We start from the raw sequence: 19,978 nt of genomic DNA on the forward strand, positions 1-19,978 counted from the left end.
GGGAGACCTCAAGCCGGCCGTACCAACCCCGCGTCGTACGCGAAGATCACCGCCTGCACCCGGTCTCGCACGCCGATCTTCGCGAGGATGCGGCTGACGTGGGACTTGACGGTGGACTCGGCCAGGCACAGACGTTCGGCGATCTCGGTGTTGCTCCAGCCGGCCGCCATGACGGTGAGGACCTCGCGTTCGCGGTCGGTGAGGGCGTCCAGGCGGCGGTCCTGTTCGGCGGTGCGGCCGGGCATGCGGTCGGCGAAGGCGTCGATGAGTTTGCGGGTCAGGCCGGGGGAGATGACGGCGTCACCGGCGGCCACCGCGCGGATGCCCGCGACGAGTTCCTCGGGCAGCGCGTCCTTGAGGAGAAAGCCGCTGGCCCCGGCGCGCAGCGCGGCGTACGCGTACTCGTCGAGGTCGAAGGTGGTGAGGACCAGGACGCGGGAGCGGCCACCCGACTGCACGATCCGGCGGGTGGCCTCGATGCCGTCCATGCCGGGCATGCGGACGTCCATCAGGACGACGTCGGGGCGGAGTTCGGCCGTCAGCCGGACCGCCTCGCCGCCGTGCGTGGCCTCGCCGACGGTGCTCAGGTCGGGGTACTGCTCGATGAGCATGCTGAAGCCGAGGCGCTGCAGGGCCTGGTCGTCGACGATGAGGACGGTGGTCATGCCGGGTGCTTCTCCGTCAGGTCGGGGGCGGTGGGCAGGGGGACCAGGAGGGCACGGACGGTCCAGCCACCGCGGGAGTTGGGGCCCGCGACGACCTGTCCGCCGTAGAGCGCGGCCCGTTCGCGCATGCCGACCAGGCCCTTGCCCTGTTCGTCGGTGCCGGACGCCTTGTGCGGGCCGGTGTCCTCGACGGTGACGATCACGGCCTCCGGAGCGGCCGTCACCGTGACCTCGACCGTCGTGTTCGGCGCCGTGTGCTTCAGCGTGTTGGTGAGGGCTTCCTGCACGATGCGGTAGACGGCGAGCTGAAGTCCCTGCGCGAGACCGGTGAGTTCGCCCTTGAGGCGGAGGGTGGCGGCGGGGCCCGCGGCCCGCACCCGTTCCATCAGGGCGTTCAGGTCGGCCAGTCCGGGCTGGGGTGCGAGCGGGGTGTCGCCGGGTTCGTCGTCGTGGATGACGGCGAGCAGCCTGCGCAGTTCGGCCAGGGCGCCGCGCCCGCTGTCGGCGATGATCCGCAGGGTGTCCGCGCCCCGCTTCGGCTTGCTCTCGGCGAGTCCGGCGGCGCCGCCCGCGAGGCCGACGATCACGGCGAGGGTGTGCCCGAGGATGTCGTGCATCTCCCGTGCCACGCGGGCGCGTTCGGTCGCCGCGGCCAACTGGGCGCGCTGGTCGCGCTCCTTCTCCAGCCGCACGGCGTGCTCCTGGAGGGCCTCGATGTAGGCGTTCACCAGTTTTCCGGCCAGCCCCAGCGCGGCCATCGACAGCACGGCGACCACGGCGAGGAATGCCAGTACCGAGGTGCTGGCATCGTTGTTCGACAGCCTGGAGCCGCCGTTGAAGAAGATGAACGACACGGCGGTCTGCCCGAGAGTGTACGCGACGCCGATGGCCAGCTGGCCGGGGGCCCCGAAGCGTCCCAGGTTGAGCAGCGCGACCAGCTGGGTGGCGCTCGAACCCGAGTCCACCCCCAGGGACAAGGACACCTCGGAGATGACCACCAGGAAGGCGAAGACCAGCACCGGCCGCTGCCGCCGCCACAGCAACGGCACGGTGTACCCCGCCGTGATCGCCAGCATCAGCACGAAGGCGGCGACGGAATCGTGGCCCGCGCGGACCAGGGCCGGAATACCGGCGAGGGCATAGCAGGCGGGCACCCCCCACCGCCTGACCCGCGGATGCGCCAGGTCGACCGCTCGCACCCGCCCCAGCCACGTGAGCAGCCGGACGACCGACCGGTACTCGGAGTCGCCCAGCCGGGTCCGTCCGATCAGGTTCTCGGGATGGACGGACCGGTCCTTGGGCGGTGCGGTCACGAGAGACACCCTCCATGGTGCAGGCGGGCCGCCCGCCGGTCCCAGGGGGAAGGGGACCGGCGGGCGGGGACGGTGTGGTCGAACAGGGGCGGGAGCCGTACGGCCGTGAACGGCGTCCTGGTGTGGATCGTACGGCCGCCGCCTCAGCTCTTGCCGGTGGCGCCGGACGACACGGGCGCCTTGTCCGGGCCGGTGGAGTCGTCGTCCGGGGTCTCGGCCAGCAGGTGGCGCAGCCGCTCGCCCTCGACGTCCACGTTGGGCAGCTTCCGGTCGAGCCAGCCGGGCAGCGCCCAGGCGCGGTGGCCGAGCAGGGTCATGATCGCGGGCACGAGCGTCATGCGGACCACGAAGGCGTCGAAGAGGACGGCGGCGGCGAGGCCCAGGCCGATCGACTTGATCAGCGCCACGTCATCCAGCAGGAACCCGGCGAACACGGAGATCATGATGACCGCGGCGGCCGTGACCACCCGGGCGCTGTAGCGGAAGCCCGCGATCACCGCCTCCGTGGGCTCGGCCCCGTGGACGTACGCCTCACGCATCCGGGTCACCAGGAACACCTCGTAGTCCATGGCGAGTCCGAACACCACGCCGATCATGAAGATCGGCAGCACGCTCACGATCGGCGAGGTCTGGTCGATGCCGAACAGGTCCGCCAGCCAGCCCCACTGGAACACCGCGACCACCACACCGAGCGTGGCGAGCACGCTGAGCAGGAAGCCGAGGGCGGCCTTGAGCGGGACCAGGATGGAGCGGAAGACGAGGAGCAGCAGGACCAGGGCCAGGCCGACGACCACACCCAGGTAGGGGATCAGGGCGCCGCTCAGCTTGTTGGACACGTCGATGTTCAGCGCGGTGGTGCCGGTGACCATCAGTTCGGCGCCGGTGTCGTCCTTCAGGGCGGGGCCCCGGTCGCGTATCTCGGAGACCAGATCGACGGTGTCCGCACTGCTGGGCGAGCTCTTCGGTACGACGGAGATCAGGGCCACGTCGCCGTTCTGGTTGAACACCGCGGGGCGTACGGCGGCGACGTCGGACAGCTTGCCGAGCTGGGCGACCGCGTCCTGCGCGGCGGTCTTGGCGGCACTGCCGCTCGGGCCGTCGACGACCACGGTCAGCGGGCCGTTGTAGCCGTCGCCGAAGCCCTTGGTGATCGTGTCGTAGGCGATGCGCTCGCTGGTGCCGGGCGAGGACATGCTGTCGTCGGGCAGGGCCAGGCGCATCGACAGGGCGGGGATGGCGAGGACACCGAGCCCGACGACGGAGACGACCAGCATCTTCAGCGGGTTGCGGGTCACGAACCGGGCCCAGCGCACGCCCGTCGTCTCGCCCTCGCCGCCCTCTTGCAGGGCGCGCATCCGGCGGCTGGTGAACCGGCTGCCCATGATCCGAGTCCCGGCGAAGCCCAGCATCGCGGGCAGCAGGGTCAGCGCGATCAGTACGGCGACGACGACCGCGAACGCGGCGCCCAGGCCCATGGTGGTGAGCATGCTGATGCCGATGATGCTCAGGCCGGCCAGGGCGATGACGACCGTGAGACCGGCGAACACCACCGCGGAACCGGCGGTGCCCAGGGCGCGGCCCGCGGCCTCCTCCGGTTCGTGGCCGTCGCGGATCTCGCTGCGGTACCGGGAGACGATGAACAGGGCGTAGTCGATGGCCACCGCCAGGCCCAGCATCAGCGCCAGCGTCGTGGCGGCCGAGCTGAGGTTGAAGATCGAGCTTGCGACCGTGATGGCGGCGACCGCCGTCCCGACCCCGAAGATCGCCGTCAGCAGCGGCAGCCCGGCCGCGAGCAGCGACCCGAAGGTGATGACGAGCGCCACGGCCGCGATCAACAGGCCGATCAGCTCGGTGCTGCTGCTGCCCGCCTTCTCCTGTACGGCGTTGCCGCCCAGGCTGACCGCGAGGCCGGCCTTCTCGCCCTTGTCGGCCACGGAGTGCAGCGCGTCGCGCGCGGCGTCGGTGACGTCGGGCTGGCCGACCTTGTAGGTGACCTGGGCGTAGGTGATGGTGCCGGACTTGCTGATCAGGCCGCTCTGGTACGGGTCGGAGACGTTCGCGACCTGGGGCGCCTTCTTCAGATCGGCGATCAGCGACTGGACCTCGGTCCTGTCGGCGCCGGACGCCAGTGTGTGCCCCTTGGGCGCTTCGAACACCACGCGGGCGGTGGCACCGGAGGCAGACGCCTGCGGGAACTCCTTCTCCAGCAGGTCGATCGCCTTCTGCGACTGTGTGCCGGGGAGGCTGAAGCTGTCGGACGTGCTCGTCGTGACGTTCATGGCACCGATGCCGACGACCGCCAGGGCGGCGATCCACAGCATCAGGACGAGCCGTCGGCGCCGGAACGAGAACCGGCCCAGCCGATAGAGGAAGGTGGCCATGGGGTACTCCCACCAGGTTCGATAGAAAGTGGAGGGCCTGCGCGACCCACGGCTTCACGCTATGAGCGGCTTTCCTCGCATCCGCAGCACCGGGGAAGTGAAAACGGCCGGGGTGACTAGTACCGGGGTACTAGACCCTCTCCACCCACCAGTCGAGGTGGGGGACCCGCCTGCCGAGGCGCGCGCCCCTCCCGTCGACGGTGGGCACCGTGATCCGCCCCACACGATCCGGGACAAGAGCCGGTTATGGTGACCAGGCGAATCGAACATGGACAGAACCGGCGGAGGACACCGTGTCGGACGAAGGGCGTCGCATCGCCGGGCGCTACCGGCTGACCGAGCAGATCGGCCGGGGCGGCATGGGCACCGTCTGGCGGGCCGACGACGAGGTGCTCGGCCGCCAGGTCGCCATCAAGCGGCTCCACGTACGCCCGGAACTCTCCGCCGACGAACTCGCCACCCTCTTCGAACGCACCCGCCGCGAGGCCCGCAGCGCCGCCCGCATCGCGCACCCGAACGTGATCGTCGTCCATGACGTCGTGGACGACGAGGGCCGCCCCTGCATCGTCATGGAGTACGTCCCGGGCCCCACGCTCGCCGAACTCCTCAAGGACGGCCGGACCCTCCCGTACCAGGAGGCGGCCCGCATCGGCCTCGACATGGTCGCCGCCCTGCGCGCCGCCCACGCCGCCGGTGTGCTGCACCGCGACGTCAAGCCCGGCAACGTCCTCCTCGGCACCGGCGACCGGCTCGTCCTCACCGACTTCGGCATCGCCATGACGGACGGGACGTCGACGCTGACCAAGACCGGCGAGATGGTCGGTTCCATCCACTACATGGCTCCGGAACGGATCCGCGGGCTCACCCCCGGAACCGCCTCCGACCTGTGGGCCCTGGGCGCCACGCTCTACCAGGCCGTCGAGGGCCGCCCGCCGTTCCGCCGGGTCACCGCGATGGAGACCGCGTACGCCATCGCCGTGGACCCACTCGAACCCATGAAGCAGGCCGGACCGCTGGAGCCGCTCATCGAGGCGCTGCTCATCAAGGAGCCCGACGAGCGGCCGACGGCGGAACAGACGGAGCGGGCCCTGCAGACCGCGTGGTGGGGCGAGTCGACGGCCCAACTGGCCCCGGCCACGGCCAACTTGACCGTCGTGGAATCGGAGCCTGCGAAACCGGCAGGAGACTCCGGCGGTGGCGGTGGCGGTGGCCGTGGGCGGCGCCGGAACCGGAAACGTCTTGTCCTCGGGGGGATCGTCATCGCGGTGGCCGCTGCCGTGGCGGCCACGGCGTTCGTGCTGCACACGACGTCGACGTCGGCACCCGGGCACGCGACGGGCAGCCCCACCACCACGGCCTCCGCATCACCCGTGCCGGAGGGCTATCACCTTGTCCGGGACCGTCAACTCGGCGTCTCCTTCCCGGTTCCGGACGGCTGGAAGGCCGGCAAGCGGACGGCGGAGGGCGTCACCTACACCGACGAGACGGGCCTGGCCGGGCTCACCATCGGGATCGTCGACCCGGCGGGCCCCGACCCGAGCACGCACTTCGCGGACATCGAGGCCAACACCAAGGTCAACTACCCCTCGTACCGCAGACTCCGCATGCAGCAGACCACCTTCCAGCAACAGCCCGCCGCGATCTGGGAGTTCACCTTCCAGGGCCGGGTCCGGGTGTTCCGCGCCATCGACCTCGGCTTCGGCCGGGAGGGCGGCCGCGAGTACGACATCTATCTCTCGGCCCCGGACGCGGAGTGGGACACCTACCGTCCCGTCTTCGACACGGCCAGGGACGGGTTCGTGACGAGCGCGTCGTAACGCGCGGGCTCACGCCGGGTGTTCGGCGCAGAGGCAGCCGACTCCCTTCTCGATCCAGTCCCGTTCGGCCCACTCGGGATGCCGCTCGATCATGAGTGCCCTGACCTCCTCGACGATCGTCTCCTCGCTCAACGCCGAGTCGCGGCGGGCCCATGTCTCGTCCCGCAGCAGCCGCAGATAGTCACGGACGTCCGCGAGCAACTCCGGCCCGCCGACTGCCCCGTGGCCCGGTACGACGACCCGCGCCCCCTCGCCCGCGAGCCGCTCCATCACCGCGAGCCAGCGCGTACCGGAGACGTCCGTGTCGTACGGCGGGAACCACGGGAAGATGGCGAACTGCCCCGCCTCCACCAGGTCCCCCGTGAACAGCACGCCCGCGTCCGGCACCCGCACCACCTGGTCACCCTTGCTGTGTGCCCGGCCCGTAGCCCTCAACTGCACGACCCGGCCGCCCAGTTCGAGGTCGTACGCCTCGTCGTAGACAAGGTCGGGCTCCGGCAGGACGACACCTTCCAGCTGCCGGGCGACCGGCTCACCGAGACCCCGGAACATGTCGAGATAGCCCGCGCCCTTCACCTTCAGGTCCTCGGCCTGCGCGCGGTTCACGAGGAACGTCGCCTCGCCCGCGAACACCTGCGCCCCGAAGGCGTGTTCAGGGTGGAAGTGGGTCGTCGTGAGGTACAGCCTGCGTCCCCTGGCGTACTCGGTCGCGAACTCCAGCACCTTCTCGGCGTTCCGCGGACCCAGGCCCGTCTCCACGACGAGCACCGCGTCCCGGCCGCCGATGACACCGATGTTGGGCACCAACTGCACCCGCCCGTCGGGCACGACCACCAAGTCGCGGCCCAGTTCCCGGACTTCGGCGATGTGCACGACGGGGTCGTGCGACACCCGGTCGTGCGACACGTGGTCGGTCATGGCGGCTCCTCAGCAGTACGACGGTCTCGTTCGCCCACCACTCCACCGCCGGACCCCCAGGGGTGTCCAAGACCGATCCTGTACGGCCGATACCGCGTCGGTATCATCGCCGGTCATGGAGCTACGCATGCTGCGCTACTTCGTGGCGGTCGCCGAGGAACTCCACTTCGGCCGGGCCGCCGCGCGCCTGCGGATGACTCAGCCGCCGCTGAGCCGGGCGATCAAACAGCTGGAGACCGAGCTCGGCTGTGTCCTGCTGCTCCGCTCGCCCACGGGGGTGGCGCTCACCCCGGCCGGCGTCCTCCTCCACGAGGAGGCGCGCGCCCTGTTGGCGCAGGCCGACCGGGTGCGGGCCCGCGTCACCGAGCTGGCCGGACCGGTCACCCTGACCGTGGGCACCCTCGCCGACAGCGCGGAGCAGTTCGGCACCCGGCTCGCCGCCGCCTACCGGGAGCACCACCCCGCCGCACGCATCCTCATCCGCGAGTCGGACCTGACCGATCCGACCGCGGGACTACGGGCCGGACTCGTCGACGTGGCGCTGACCAGGGCACCCTTCGACGACACCGGCATCACCACCCGCACCCTGCGCTCGGGACGGGTCGGCGTGGTCCTCCGTACGGACGACCCGCTCGCCCACCGTGACGGCCTGCGCCTGGCCGACCTCGCCGAGCGCCGCTGGTTCCGCTTCCCGGACGGCACGGACCCGGTGTGGCACGCGTACTGGACGGGCGCGGCGGCCGGCGGCAGGCGTCGTGACGGGCCGGTCGTACGGACGGCCCGTGAGTGCCTGCAGTCCGTGCTGTGGAGCGGCACCGTGGGGCTGATGCCGCTCGGGCACGCCCTGCCGGAGGGCCTGACGGTGGTGCCGTTGACCGACATGCCGCCCAGCAGGTTCGTCATCGCCTGGCGGGCCGACGACACCACTCCGCTGATCCGGTCCTTCGTGCGGATCGCCGAGACCGTGCATCGCACCACTGATCCGGCTCGCGTGGAATGAGGGCCGGGCGTTCCTCGCAAGTCGACCCGACCCGACCCGATCCCACCGCACAACGGGTCGCTACCGTCCGAACGCCCGCGCGGGTGTTGGGATGGGGGGCGGCAGAAAGGGACGGCCATGGACGGCGACGGGGTTGGCGGGGCAGAGGCGGGCGCGACGGATCGGTTCGCGCTCGCGGAGCGGGCGGTGTCCGCGATCGGGTCGACGCTCGACGAGCGGAGGACGGCGGCGGAGTGCGCGAGGTTCCTGGTCGACGGACTGTGTGACGCCGCCGCCGTGGACCTGTTCGCGCAGGACGAGGCGCGCCCGGCACCGCACGCCATGCTGCACCCGATGGCGGCCGAGGGCCGCAAGGAACTGCTGGACAGCCTGCGGACCGCGCCGCGCGAGGACGTCATGGTCCGCGCCCTGGACGCCGGCCACCCGATCACCACGTCCTTCACCACGAACGACCACGGTGTACTCGCGGCCCTCTCCGTGCCGTTGACCGCCTGGGGCAAGGCCTACGGCGCCCTCCTCGCGATCCGCGCCGGCCGGACGTTCGGCGACGACGAGGCCGCCGCCGTGCACTACGCGGCCCGGCTCACCGCGGCCCATCTGCACCACGCCGTCGAGAACCACCGCCTGCGCACCACCGCCCTGAACCTGCAACAGGTCCTGCTCACCGAACCCAGCCGCCCCCACCCCAACGTCGAGATGGCCACCCGCTACCTGCCCGCGGGCAGCGGCACCCTCGTCGGCGGCGACTGGTTCGAGGCCGTACGACTGCACTACGGCCGCACCCTCCTCGTCATCGGCGACGTCATGGGCCACGGCCTGGACGCGGCCGTCGACATGAACGCGTACCGCTCGATGCTGCGCTACGTCGCCTCCACCGACCTGCCGCCCCACCGCATCCTGCGCCAGATGGACACCGCCATGTCCGAGGAGCACAACCGCCGCCCCGCGACCTGTCTGCTCGCCCTCCTCGACCCGGACCGGGGCACCGCCGCCTTCTCCAGCGCGGGGCATCTGTCGCCCGCCGTCTTCCACCGCGACGGCGCCGGCGAACTGATCCCCGTCCCCGTCGGCCCACCCCTCGGCACGGGCCTCGCCGACTACGAGATGACCACGCTCACCGTCACCCCCGAGGACACCCTCGTCATGTTCACCGACGGCCTGGTCGAGCGCCGCGGCGAGGACATCGACGTCTCCCTCGCCCGCCTGGCCCGCTTGCGACTCCACCCCGGCCAGGGCGTCTCCCGTCTCCTCGACGACATCGTGCTGCGCCTCCACGTCCAGGAGGCGGAGGACGACGTGGCCGCGATCGCCGCCCGGCTGCGCCCCAGAGGCCCCGCGTAGGCGCGACGCGCCCGACCTTTTCGTACGGCTCCGCACTCACCCGACCTTCTCGTGCGGCTCTGTGTACGCGCGCCCGGCGCTGTTCACGGTGAACTTCGCAAACGGGAAAAGAAGTTCGGCATCCGTGTCCGCGGTCGGGTCGGCTCTGTGACCGCCGGCCGTCCTTCAAGGTTTGGCAACACCTCGGCAACGCCCCGATGTCGCCGGTCACGGCTTGGCCAACCCCTTTCCGCACGTTGGCCGCAAATTCACCACACGCCCCTGACACCCCATACCGAATGGGGCGGAGAGTGATCCGAGGTCTGGTCCACGAGATCCCTCGAAGCTCTTCAAGAAGGGGCAATCATGGCCGAGTTGACACGTCGCAGACTCCTGGGTTCCGCCGCGGGCGCGGTGGGCGGCGCCGCGGCACTCTCCCTCCTCCCGCCGAGCGTCCAGAAAGCCGTCGCCGCCGAACCGCCGAAGAACGGCTCGCTGCGCGACATCGAACACGTCGTCATGCTGATGCAGGAGAACCGGTCGTTCGACCACTACTTCGGCACCCTGTCCGGCGTTCGCGGATTCGCCGATCCGCACGCACGCAAACTCGACACCGGGCGCAGCGTCTTCTACCAGCCGGACGCGGTGAACCCGAAGGGCTACCTCCTCCCGTTCCACCTCGACACCCACACCTCCAGCGCGCAGGCCATCCCGTCCACCAGCCACGCCTGGTCGGTCCAGCACCAGGCCTGGAACAACGGCAAGATGGACCAGTGGCTGCCGGCCCACCGCGCTGCCGACGGCGTCAACGGCCCCTACGTGATGGGCTATTACACGCGCGAGGACATCCCGTTCCAGTTCGCGCTCGCCGAGACCTTCACCATCTGCGACAACTACTTCTGTTCGGTGTTCGGGCCCACCTGGCCCAACCGGCTGATGTGGATGACCGGTTCGATCGACCCCGGCGGCACCCAGGGCGGCCCGATCATCAGCAACGTCGCGCCGACGCCCTACCGTTGGACGACGTACGCGGAGCGCCTCCAGAACGCCGGCGTGAGCTGGAAGGTGTACCAGGAGGAGGACGACTACGGCACCAACATGCTGGAGCAGTTCGCGTCGTTCAAGAACGCCCAGCCCGGCTCCGACCTGTACGAGCGGGGCGTACGCCCGCAGCCGCACGGCACGTTCGAGGACGACGCGCGCAACGACCGGCTGCCGACGGTGTCGTGGATCTGCCCCACGAGCTACCAGTCGGAGCACCCGGACTACCTCCCGGCCGCCGGCGCCGACTACGTCGCGTCGAAGATCGAGGCGATCGCGTCCAACCCGAAGGTGTGGCGCAAGACCGCGTTCATCCTCAACTACGACGAGAACGACGGCCTGTTCGACCACGTCGTCCCGCCGACCCCGCCCGCGGGTACGGCGAACGAGTTCATCCAGGGCCTACCGATCGGCGGTGGCTTCCGCGTCCCCGCCATCATCATCTCGCCCTGGACCGTGGGTGGTTGGGTCGCCTCGGAGGCCTTCGACCACACCTCGGCGCTGCAGTTCCTGGAGCGGTTCACCGGCGTCGAGGAACCGAACGTCACCGACTGGCGCCGTGACACCTTCGGCGACTTCACCTCCGCGTTCCGCTTCCGCGACGCCCGCCCGCGCTCGCCCCGGCTGCCCGACGACACGGCGGAGCAGCTGGAGAAGGCGAAGGAGGAAGTGGCGACACTGCCGAAGCCCACCCTGCCGGGCGCGGACCAGAAGTTCCCGCACCAGGAGCGGGGCCGCCGCCCACACGTCTGACCAGCAGCCTCTCGTGGCGAGCGGCCCTGCCGGTGTCATCCGGCCGGGGCCGCCCGCGCGACTGAGACGGTCCGTTCGGCGGAGGTGCGGGCTGTCGCCTACGCGTCTGGCCAAGGCCTCGTGGTGAGTGGTCCTGGCTGGTGTCATGCGGCCGGGGCTGTTTGTGCGGCTGAGACGGTCCGCTCGGCAGGGGTGCGGGCCGTCGCCTACGCGTTTGACCTGGCCCTCGTCGCGGGCGGCCCCGGCCGGTGTCATCCGGCCAGGGCCGCCCGCGCTACCGACAGTGCCTGCTCGGCGTAGCCGCGGCCGAACAACACCACATGCACCAGCAGCGGAAACAGCTGGTGCAGCCCGATGCGGTCGGCCCAGCCGGGGGCGAGCGGCGCGGCCTCCCCGTAGCTGTCCAGTACCTCGGACAGATGCGGGCAGCCGAAGAGGTGCAGCATCGCCAGGTCGGTCTCCCGGTGCCCGCCGTGCGCGGCCGGATCGATCAGCCAGACGTGTCTGTCGGCGTCCCAGAGCACGTTCCCGTTCCACAGGTCGCCGTGCAGGCGCGCGGGCGGCTCGGCGGGACCGGCGAGTTGGGGCAACCGCTCGCAGACCTGCTCCACGACCGTCGCCTCGGCGGGCCGCAGGGAGCCCGCGTCGACCGCGCGCCGCAGATACGGCAACACCCGTTGCTCGGCATACCAGTTGGGCCAGTCCGCGGCGGGCACGTTGCGCATCGGGGCGAGCCCGATGTACGCGTCTGCGGGGCCGCCGGGCGGTGGCGCGCCGAACGCGGGTGCGCCGGAGGCGTGCAGGGCGGCCAGGTCGCGGCCGAACCGGACGGCGGCTCGCGCACTCGGCGGGCCGGTGCGGACGAGATCGGTGACCAGCCAGCGCTCGTCCGACGCCCGCACCGCCGGGACACGGACCGTCCCGGCCTCCGCCAACCAGCGCAACCCCGCCGCCTCGGCCCGCACCGCGCCCGGCGCCTCATCTCCTTTGACCACTACCAACTGCCCACCGCCGAGGGCGACTTCGGTGACCGCCTCGGACAACGGACGTTCACCGGTCACCGCGCACCCGGTGAGCCGCGCCGCGGCGGCACCCGCACGCTCGTCTTCGATCACGGTGTCGGCGTACGGGCGGGAGAGCCGTGGTGCGCGCACGGCGAGGTGCAGAGCCCGGACTCGTGAAGCACCCGGTCGACCGTCCCGTCCAGCGGGCTCGTCGCCGGGATCACCGTCTCGACACCACCGGGCAGCAGGTCCAACGGCTGGTACCACTCCCGGAGTTGCTCCTCGGTGACCTCGTCGGCGATGGGCTTCGTGGCGTGCCGGGCCAGGGTCTCCTCGAACGGCACGTCGAGGTAGTAGCAGTGCGTGCGGCCCGCGTGGTCGGCGAGCAGGCCGGTCAGCATCTCGCCGTAGTGGGGGACGTAGAGGATGCCTTCCAGCACGGTGTGGAAGCCGTGCGCCAGCGCGTGCCGGACGGTCAGGTCGATCAGGCCGATGTTCGCACCGCCGGGGATGTCGCGCTCGCGCAGCACCTCACGCCGGAGGACGTCCTGGCGGACCAGGGCGATACCGCGGCCGTACCGCTCACGCAGGCCGGTGGCCACCGAGCTCTTGCCGGAGGCGCTGTTGCCGCGCAGCACGATCAGGCGGGTGGGGGAGGAGGGCGTTGTCACCGGGGCACCCTATCCACCGCGTGGCACTGAGTGACCGGGTGACCGCAAAGTGCCTCCTGAGGCGCACCCGGTCTGCTTATATCGTGGGAAAATGGTGTGATAGCGGCGATTGGTGGCAGGGCCATGACGGACGCGAAGATCGACTACGCGGCGGTGTTCCAGGGGCTGCCCGGCATGGTGGCCCTGCTGACCCCCGACCTGGTGTACGCGGACGCCAACGAGGAATTCCTGCGCATGTCCGGCCGCACCCGCGAACAGGTCGTCGGCCGCTTCCTCTTCGACGTCTTCCCCGACAACCCGAACGACCCCACCGCCACCGGCATGCGCAACCTGGAGACCTCCCTGCGCCGCGTCCTGTCCACCGGCGAACGCGACACCATGGCCCTCCAGCGCTACGACGTCGAGTCGACGCAGTGCCCCGGCCAGTGGGACCAGCGCTACTGGAGCCCGGTCAACGCCCCCGTACTCGACCCGGACGGCAAGGTCGTCCTCCTTGTCCACCGGGTCGAGGAGGTCACCGAACTGATCCGGGCCCGCGGCGACTCCGGCGGCAGCCGCACCCGCGTCCTGGAGGCCGAGCTGTACACCCGCGCCCGCGAACTGCAGGAGGTCAACGAACGCCTGCGCAGCGCCCACGCCCGCGAACGCGAGGTCGCCCTGGCCCTGCAGGAGGCGATGCTGCCCACCCGCCGCCAGGGCGCGGGGCACCAGATCGCCGTCCGCTACCGGCCGGCGGTCGGCTCCCTGAACGTCTGCGGCGACTGGTACGACGTCGTCGACCTGGTCGGCGGCAACCGTATCGGCGTCTCCGTCGGCGACATCGTCGGCCACGGCCTGGCCGCCGCCGGCGTCATGGGCCAGCTGCGCAGCGCCCTGAGCGCCACCTCCCGGGTCGCGGAGGGCCCCGCCGAGGCCCTCGACGTCCTGGGCCGCTACGCCAACGTGGTCGACGGCGCCGAGTCCGCCACGGTGGTCACGACCTTCGTCGACTTCGACCGCCACACCATCACCTACAGCAGCGCCGGACATCCACCGCCCGCCCTGGTCCACCCCGACGGCCGCGTGGAATTCCTGGACCGGGCCACCGACCCGCCGCTCGACGCCCGCCCCGACCCGATGCCCCGACCGCAGGCCAGCACCACGTTCTCCCGCGGCTCCACCCTGGTCCTCTATACGGACGGCCTGATCGAACGCCGCCGCGAGGACATCGACAAGGGCCTGGCCCGCCTTGCCGACTCCCTGGTCCACCACCGGAACACCGACCCCGAGGCCCTCGCGGACGCCGTCCTCCTCGAACTGCTCCCGCACGGAGGTGCCACCGACGACACGGCCCTGATCATCGTGCGGCTCTGACCCGTCACACCACGATGCAGGTCATGGCCGCCCACAACAAGGGCGAGTGCTCGATACGGCCGTCAGCGCGCCAGCGGTCGAGCTGCTCGCGCTGCCAGCCGCCGAGGCTCCGCACGGGGTCCTCGTCCTCGTGGGCCGTGTCTACGGCGACGATCGCCTCCGACAACGGGCGTATGGACTCGGGCAGTTGGGCCAGCCGGTGGAAAGCGAAGCTGGTCGGCAGGACCCAGCGGGTGGCGGTGACCAGTTCGGCGCCGTTGTGCAGCATCGCCGTCGCCAGGCCGAACGACTCGGCGAACCGCATATCGCCCCCGCTCTCGCAGCCGATGAGGGCGACACGGGGCGGCGCGGGCCAGATCCGCGCGCCCGGTTCGCCGTCAGCGCGCAGGGGGAGTGAGCCCAGCAGCAAGTCCTTGGCGGAGAGCGGCCGGTGGGTGCGGAGCGGCTCGGCCAGGCCGGAGGCGCCCGCGTCGCAGCACAGGTGCAGGGTGCCGTCCTCGCTCTGCCCGCCCTCGACCGGCGCACCGCTCACATGCCCGACGTACATCAGCCTGCGGGCGCCCTTGCGGAGCACACCGCTCAGCCAGTCCCGGTCCAGGTCCGTGCGGCGGAAGGCCTCCGCGGGGGACGCGACGGACGGTACGACGGCGCCCGCGTCGAGACGGTTCCGGACCAGCGACATCAACTCCGGGTCGGAGCCGGGCGGTCCCAGGACCGAGCCGAGCGGGGAGTCGGCGCGGAAGCCGGGGACACGGGGGTCGAGGACGAGAACGACCGGGCCGGTGTCCGTGCCCTGCGGCCTCGGGGCCGTCGGAGTGCGTGGCCGCAACGACGCCGGTGCGGTGGTCACGACGTCCGCCAGGTCGATGAGCCGTACGTCGGTCCCGTCGTCGACGGCGAGCAGCTCCCAGGGGACCTGGGCGACCCAGGGCGAGGGCTGGATCCGTACGAGGGGACGGCCCGCCCGGTCGGCCACCTGGCGTATCTGCGCGGTCAGTTGCTCCGGCCACAGGGCCTCGGCCAGCGTTCGCGCGAGCCGGCGCTCGCTTCCGTGCTCGGCCAGCGCGCCCGAGTCGAACGCCCGCCGCATGCCCTCCGCCCCGTCGCCCGCTCCCGGCAGTGCGTCGGTCAACTCCCTTACCGCCTGGTCGACTTCGGCACATGGCCCCTGACCGGTACCGAATCCCCGGGCCCCGCCCGCCCACGTCCAGGTCATGAAAAGGTCGCCTGCGTCAGCCAGTCGGACCTGGACGACCGGTCGGCTCGTCAGGTCGTCGGTGATCCAGAACGGCACCGCGTCCTCGTGCACGATCCGCCGGTGGTAGCGGAACTCGGCCGCCGCGATGTACTCCTGAAGCGCGACACGGCCCGGGCCCGACTGCGCCGACATCCGCACCTTCGGCGGCGGCCCGACCCGCAGGCCCACCGAGGCGGCGGCCTCCGCCGCGACACCGCCGAGCGTCATCGCGCCCTCGGCGTGCTCGTGGTGCGCGTACGACTTCATGGCCGCACTCGGGAAGACCGACGTGGGGTCTTCGACCGGCTCGGCGGCGGGCGGGGTGCGGTCCAGGGCCAACGAGGCGCCCGCGCAACGGTGTTCCGCCAGTTCGAAGAGCAGGCCCTGGTCCTGTCGGCGCATCGCGAGGCGGAACACCAACTGCATTGCCTCGTCCGCGAGTTCGAGCCACTGGCTGCGGGCGTGCGCGGTCGCGAAGTCGTAGCGCGCAGCCTCCAGGGCCAGCGCGGCGGGCAGGGCGAAGGAGAGCGCGGTGTCGATGGACTCCCGCTCGTGATCACCGTGGTCCGTCCGGTTGAGGTTGTCCTCAAGAGTGCGGGCGAGCATGAGGTCGACCTGCGCGCACCGCTCGTAGATCTCCCGCTCCTGGTACACGTCCCGGGCGCCTTGGGCCAGCCGCTTCATCTCGTCGATGTCGCCCCGGTCATACGCGTGTTGGGCGCCCAGCAGCATGGTGTCGGCGGCGGCGATCGAGGCGCCGAGCCGCTCGAACCGGGACAGGCTCGCCGCCAGCAGCTCCTCCGCGCCGATGGCGTCGCCGCGCCGACCGGCGAGAAAGGCGCGGGCCTGTTCGCAGACCGCGAGGTCGCCGAACCACCGCTGCTGCTCGAAGAACGCGGACGCCTCCGCGAACAGCCGCTCAGCGAGGTCGAGTTCACCCCGGTGCATCGCCGCGTACGCCCGGTGCGCGAGCAGCGTCCGCTGCCCACCGGTGTCGCCGATGGCCCGGAAGTGGTCCTCCGCGCGGGCGAAGTAGTCCTCGGCCGGGTCGAACCGCCCGGTCGAGGAGCAGATCAGCCCGAGGGCGACCAGGAGCCGCGGCACGGTCTCCACCGCGGTCGTCGGCGTGGTCGACAGCAGCGCCGAGGCCTGGTCCTCGGCCGCTCCCCACTCGCCCCGGTCCATCAGCAAGTGCACGCGGTTCAGGCCGAGTTCGGAGGTGCGCAGTCCGTCGGGGTCGTCGAAATCGGCCAGTCCGACCGCCGCTTCGTCGAGACAGGCCAGCGCCTCGTCCAGGCGCCCGGTCCTGCGCAGGAGGTCGGCTCCGGCGATCAGCGTCCGCAGCAGCATCTCCAGCCACAGTTGACGGCCGCGCGGCCCCATCGGTGCCGAGGCGATGTCGTCGAGCAGAGCACGGGACCGCTTGTTGGTGTCCTCCGCCCCGGCCAGATCGGTGGCGGCGAGGTGGACACTCGTCAAGTCCGCCAGCAGATGCGCCCGCAGGAACCGCACGTCGGGGGAGTCCTCGACGGACTCGGCCAGGGTGAGCAATTCCTCGTAGACAGCGACCGCTGCGGCGAGATCGGCGGCCAGGTGAAGGCGCTCGGCCTGGGCGAAGCCGCTGTCGAACGGTTCTCCGTAGAGTCGCGTCACCCCGTGGTCCGTGGTGGGGTTCACCTCGTCGTCCGTTGTGCGGTCCGCTCCGTCGCCCACCGTGTTGTCTTCCTCGTGCGGCATCCGTCAGTAGTCCTCATCGGTGGCTGCGGCGGCGATCTCGGCGAGGAACGGCCCGTAAGTGCCGTCGTGCGGGGGTGAGTTGCGCGCGTCGGGCTGTGCCGCTGCCGCGAGGCGTCGCCGGACCAGTGCGCGGATCGAGTCGCGGTCGGCGCCGCCTTCGGGGCCCGGCCCAGGGTCGAACCCCGGCAGCAGGACACCGAGTTCGATGCGCGGCTGCGTCTCCCCGGCGGGGAGGGACAGGTCAGCCCGGCCGGTCCACATGTCGACCCGCCTGGAGAGGGTCACTCGATTCCGGGGACCGTCGTTCACCCGGACCTCCGCCGCGAGGGGTACAGCGGTGACGGGCGCCGCGATGTGCGCGACGACCTCGACCTCGACCTGCCGCCGGGTGCCGAGTGCGCGGGCGGTCCAGGACACCGCGGTCTCGGAGGCGTCGACGAAGCCGGGCGGGTAACGGCGCCAGTCGTTGGTTCCCGAGCCCCGCGCGATCAACCGGCCGCCCGTGACGAGCGGTTCGCCCGCGGCAAGGGCGTAACCGTCGTGTCGCACGAACAGCGTGACGGGATCGACCGGGGTGCCGTGCGGACGACGGGGCTGGGCCAGAGACGATCGAAGGCGGCCCAGAGCCTCCCCGTCCAGCCCTGCGCTGTCCGCCGCGTCGTCGACCGACCGCAGAACGCTCTCCAGTTGACGTGCCGTGTCCGTCGACGGCGGTGTGGAGTGCCACCACTGGATCAGCGGGTCGAGGGCGGCTTGGTGATCCCCGATCAACTCGGTCACGCAGTCGTCGGGTTGATCGCCGCCATCGTCGAACAACTGCTGGCAGTCGTGTGTGAGTGCGGCCAACTCCAGCCCGAGCACGTCCGGTTGGAGCGAGGGAATCCCGTCCAGGTGCGACGCCGGCCACCACCGCGCCGCCCAGTGCCCGAAGCCGAGCCGGGCGGCGCGGTCCGCGAGAGGGGTCAGGTCCGCAGGCACCCGCACATCGGCCAACTCGCCTGCCGCACAGGCGTGCACGGCACCGGCGACGGGCTCGCCGTAGACCGCCCACAGCCACTGCTGCGCCCGTGTCGCGTCATGTATCTCCGCCACCGGCAGCACCGGGTCCCCGAGGACGGGCCAGGTCAGAACGGCGCCCGCGACGTCGAGAACCGCACGCGTGAAGTCGGGAGCGGCGGCAGGACCGGTGGCAGGATCAGCAGTGGTGGCAGGACCGGCGGAGATGCGGATCGTGCCGTCATCACCGCGCACGACATGGACGTCGACAGAGCCCCGCGCCATCACGCACTCCTCGCCTCGGCCGCCTCGGCCACGGCGGCAGGTGGTGCCGTCGATACCGTCAGCGTCCGCAGCGCGGACCGGACTCGGGCGCGGTGGTCCATCATCACCGAGCGGGCGACCCCGTCGAGGACCGCCCAGGCCGACGCGGCATCCCCGAGCGGCGCGTCGCGGACGTCCCGCCCGTGCAGCCGCACCCACAGCCGCCGCATGTAGGCGGTCCAGGGCGTACGGAGATCCTGGGCGAGGGCGTCCAGTACTCCGCCGTCCGGATCAGGGCGGGGCGAGACGGTCATCCGACGGGCGCGAAGGACCGAAGCCTCCCTGCGCCAACGGCTGTTGACGGCTCGGTGTGCCGCAGTTCGCCCCGACGCGGGCTCCTCGATGCCCAACGGGTCCAGGCCGACCGCGAGTTGCCCGCCGAGCAGGACGGCTACGCGCAGAGTCTCGTCGTACAGACCCAACGGAGCGCAACTGCGGCCGACCTCCCGCCCGACGAGTTCCGGCACCGTGGGCAACTCCTCGCGCCGCGCCGACGACTGGAGCACGACGAAGAGCCGCTCGAAGAGCGTGCGGTCCAGCGGCGCGGGCAGCGTGGCCGTCGAGGCGCCCCGGCCGACCCGCGGCCGAGGCGGCAACTCCCGTTCCGTCAGGCCGAGATGGGCCGGAAGATCGTCCCGCCCCCAGACACCGCTCGCGTGCGCCCACAGGGCCCGGCCGAGCAGCTCACCGTGTCCCGCCTCGACCATGGACATGTACGACGACGAGTTCCGCGGCCCCACCGCCCCACCGCAAGCCTCCAGAACCTCACTCGCCAGCGCGACCGCAGCGGCCGTATCGGCGTTCGGAGTCAGCTGGCGACCGTCCCACGCGACTCCCAACTCCACGTCCAGCCGGGCGTGTTGGGCGGCATCCGCCAGATACCGCTTCAGCGCGTCGACCGTACGACCGCCGTCCGCGTCCGCGATGTCCTCGACGACGGACCTGGCCAACGCGCCCGCGTCGGCGCCGAGTTCGCCATGCTCGGCGGCCAGTTCGAAGCAGCGCTGGAAGTACAGATCCTGGGGGTTGCCCGCCACGACGCCCAGCGCCCGGCGGGTCCGTTTGAGCAGGGTGAACCACCGTGCCGTAGCTGCGAGGCGCCCACCGGACTCCCGTATCAGCGCGTCGAGGCGCGCGGCCGGTTCCGGTGCGAGGAAGTCCGCCGCGAGTTCGGGGTGCAGGGCAGGCCTGACGATCAGCGGCAGGACGATCAGCTTGACCGTGCGGGTCAGCGGGGCGCCGCCGGGGCCGCTCAGCGATTCCAGCCCCGGTCCGAGGGCGCGCCACGCGCCGTCGATGACCATGGCGCGCGGTCGGCGCGCGCCGGTCGGCTGGCTGGGAAGCGGCATGTCAGGAGGGTACGTCGTCCGGGATCGGGCGGGCGAACCTGGGATCGGTAGGCGACCGGGGCCGCCTAGCGTCCACAGGGACAGCGGGAACCACGGGAA

Annotated in this window: 14 protein-coding genes; 5 read left to right on the plus strand and 9 right to left on the minus strand. The window is 71.6% G+C overall.

Features of this window, described 5'->3' with window-relative positions:
• Positions 1-8: 8 nt before the first annotated feature.
• From OG496_RS50990 to OG496_RS51000, 3 genes are all read right to left on the minus strand, one after another.
• Positions 9-665, minus strand: a complete 657-nt coding sequence (locus tag OG496_RS50990) for a response regulator (RefSeq protein WP_405975843.1) — start codon at positions 663-665, stop codon at positions 9-11.
• Positions 662-1,978 carry a sensor histidine kinase gene (locus tag OG496_RS50995; RefSeq protein WP_405975844.1) on the minus strand — a complete coding sequence of 439 codons (1,317 nt, stop codon included), beginning with the start codon at positions 1,976-1,978 and terminating at the stop codon, positions 662-664. Before OG496_RS50995 ends, OG496_RS50990 begins: the two co-directional genes overlap by 4 nt.
• A gap of 143 nt (positions 1,979-2,121) precedes the next feature.
• On the minus strand, positions 2,122-4,359 hold the full coding sequence (locus tag OG496_RS51000) for an MMPL family transporter (RefSeq protein WP_405975845.1): 2,238 nt from the start codon (positions 4,357-4,359) through the stop codon (positions 2,122-2,124).
• Positions 4,360-4,652: 293 nt separating this feature from the next.
• On the opposite strand from OG496_RS51000, the gene OG496_RS51005 reads away from it, so the two are divergent.
• Positions 4,653-6,176, plus strand: a complete 1,524-nt coding sequence (locus OG496_RS51005) for a protein kinase domain-containing protein (protein ID WP_405975846.1) — start codon at positions 4,653-4,655, stop codon at positions 6,174-6,176.
• Between the two features lie 9 nt (positions 6,177-6,185).
• Here the strand turns inward: OG496_RS51005 and OG496_RS51010 are convergent, their stop codons facing one another.
• On the minus strand, positions 6,186-7,094 hold the full coding sequence (locus tag OG496_RS51010; protein WP_405975847.1) for an MBL fold metallo-hydrolase: 909 nt from the start codon (positions 7,092-7,094) through the stop codon (positions 6,186-6,188).
• Between the two features lie 115 nt (positions 7,095-7,209).
• On the opposite strand from OG496_RS51010, the gene OG496_RS51015 reads away from it, so the two are divergent.
• The 3 genes from OG496_RS51015 to OG496_RS51025 all read left to right on the plus strand — a co-directional run bounded on the left by OG496_RS51015 (position 7,210) and on the right by OG496_RS51025 (position 11,208).
• Positions 7,210-8,094, plus strand: coding sequence for a LysR family transcriptional regulator (locus OG496_RS51015; RefSeq protein ID WP_405975848.1), 885 nt, complete (start codon positions 7,210-7,212; stop codon positions 8,092-8,094).
• Between the two features lie 117 nt (positions 8,095-8,211).
• Positions 8,212-9,435 carry a PP2C family protein-serine/threonine phosphatase gene (locus OG496_RS51020; RefSeq protein ID WP_405975849.1) on the plus strand — a complete coding sequence of 408 codons (1,224 nt, stop codon included), beginning with the start codon at positions 8,212-8,214 and terminating at the stop codon, positions 9,433-9,435.
• Between the two features lie 345 nt (positions 9,436-9,780).
• Positions 9,781-11,208 carry an alkaline phosphatase family protein gene (locus OG496_RS51025; protein ID WP_328675626.1) on the plus strand — a complete coding sequence of 476 codons (1,428 nt, stop codon included), beginning with the start codon at positions 9,781-9,783 and terminating at the stop codon, positions 11,206-11,208.
• Between the two features lie 251 nt (positions 11,209-11,459).
• Here the strand turns inward: OG496_RS51025 and OG496_RS51030 are convergent, their stop codons facing one another.
• The gene (locus OG496_RS51030; protein ID WP_405975850.1) at positions 11,460-12,323 is read right to left on the minus strand and encodes a fructosamine kinase family protein; all 864 of its coding nucleotides are present in this window, start codon (positions 12,321-12,323) and stop codon (positions 11,460-11,462) included.
• On the minus strand, positions 12,320-12,883 hold the full coding sequence (locus tag OG496_RS51035; RefSeq protein WP_405975851.1) for an AAA family ATPase: 564 nt from the start codon (positions 12,881-12,883) through the stop codon (positions 12,320-12,322). The genes OG496_RS51030 and OG496_RS51035 overlap by 4 nt, the downstream gene beginning before the upstream one ends.
• 123 nt (positions 12,884-13,006) lie before the next feature.
• On the opposite strand from OG496_RS51035, the gene OG496_RS51040 reads away from it, so the two are divergent.
• A complete protein-coding gene (locus tag OG496_RS51040) occupies positions 13,007-14,236 on the plus strand; it encodes a PP2C family protein-serine/threonine phosphatase (RefSeq protein ID WP_405975852.1) in 1,230 nt (409 codons plus the stop codon).
• A 4-nt stretch (positions 14,237-14,240) separates the two neighbouring features.
• Here the strand turns inward: OG496_RS51040 and OG496_RS51045 are convergent, their stop codons facing one another.
• From OG496_RS51045 to OG496_RS51055, 3 genes are read right to left on the minus strand one after another with little or no spacing between them, the layout of a single operon-like run.
• Positions 14,241-17,210, minus strand: coding sequence for a CHAT domain-containing protein (locus OG496_RS51045; RefSeq protein WP_405975853.1), 2,970 nt, complete (start codon positions 17,208-17,210; stop codon positions 14,241-14,243).
• Positions 17,211-17,213: 3 nt separating this feature from the next.
• Positions 17,214-18,491, minus strand: a complete 1,278-nt coding sequence (locus OG496_RS51050) for a hypothetical protein (protein WP_405975854.1) — start codon at positions 18,489-18,491, stop codon at positions 17,214-17,216.
• Positions 18,491-19,879: a hypothetical protein gene (locus OG496_RS51055; protein WP_405975855.1), complete on the minus strand. Its 1,389-nt coding sequence runs from the start codon at positions 19,877-19,879 to the stop codon at positions 18,491-18,493. The genes OG496_RS51050 and OG496_RS51055 overlap by 1 nt, the downstream gene beginning before the upstream one ends.
• Positions 19,880-19,978: the final 99 nt, after the last annotated feature.

This window comes from Streptomyces sp. NBC_00988, from assembly GCF_045162645.1.
Classification (GTDB): Bacteria; Actinomycetota; Actinomycetes; order Streptomycetales; family Streptomycetaceae; genus Streptomyces.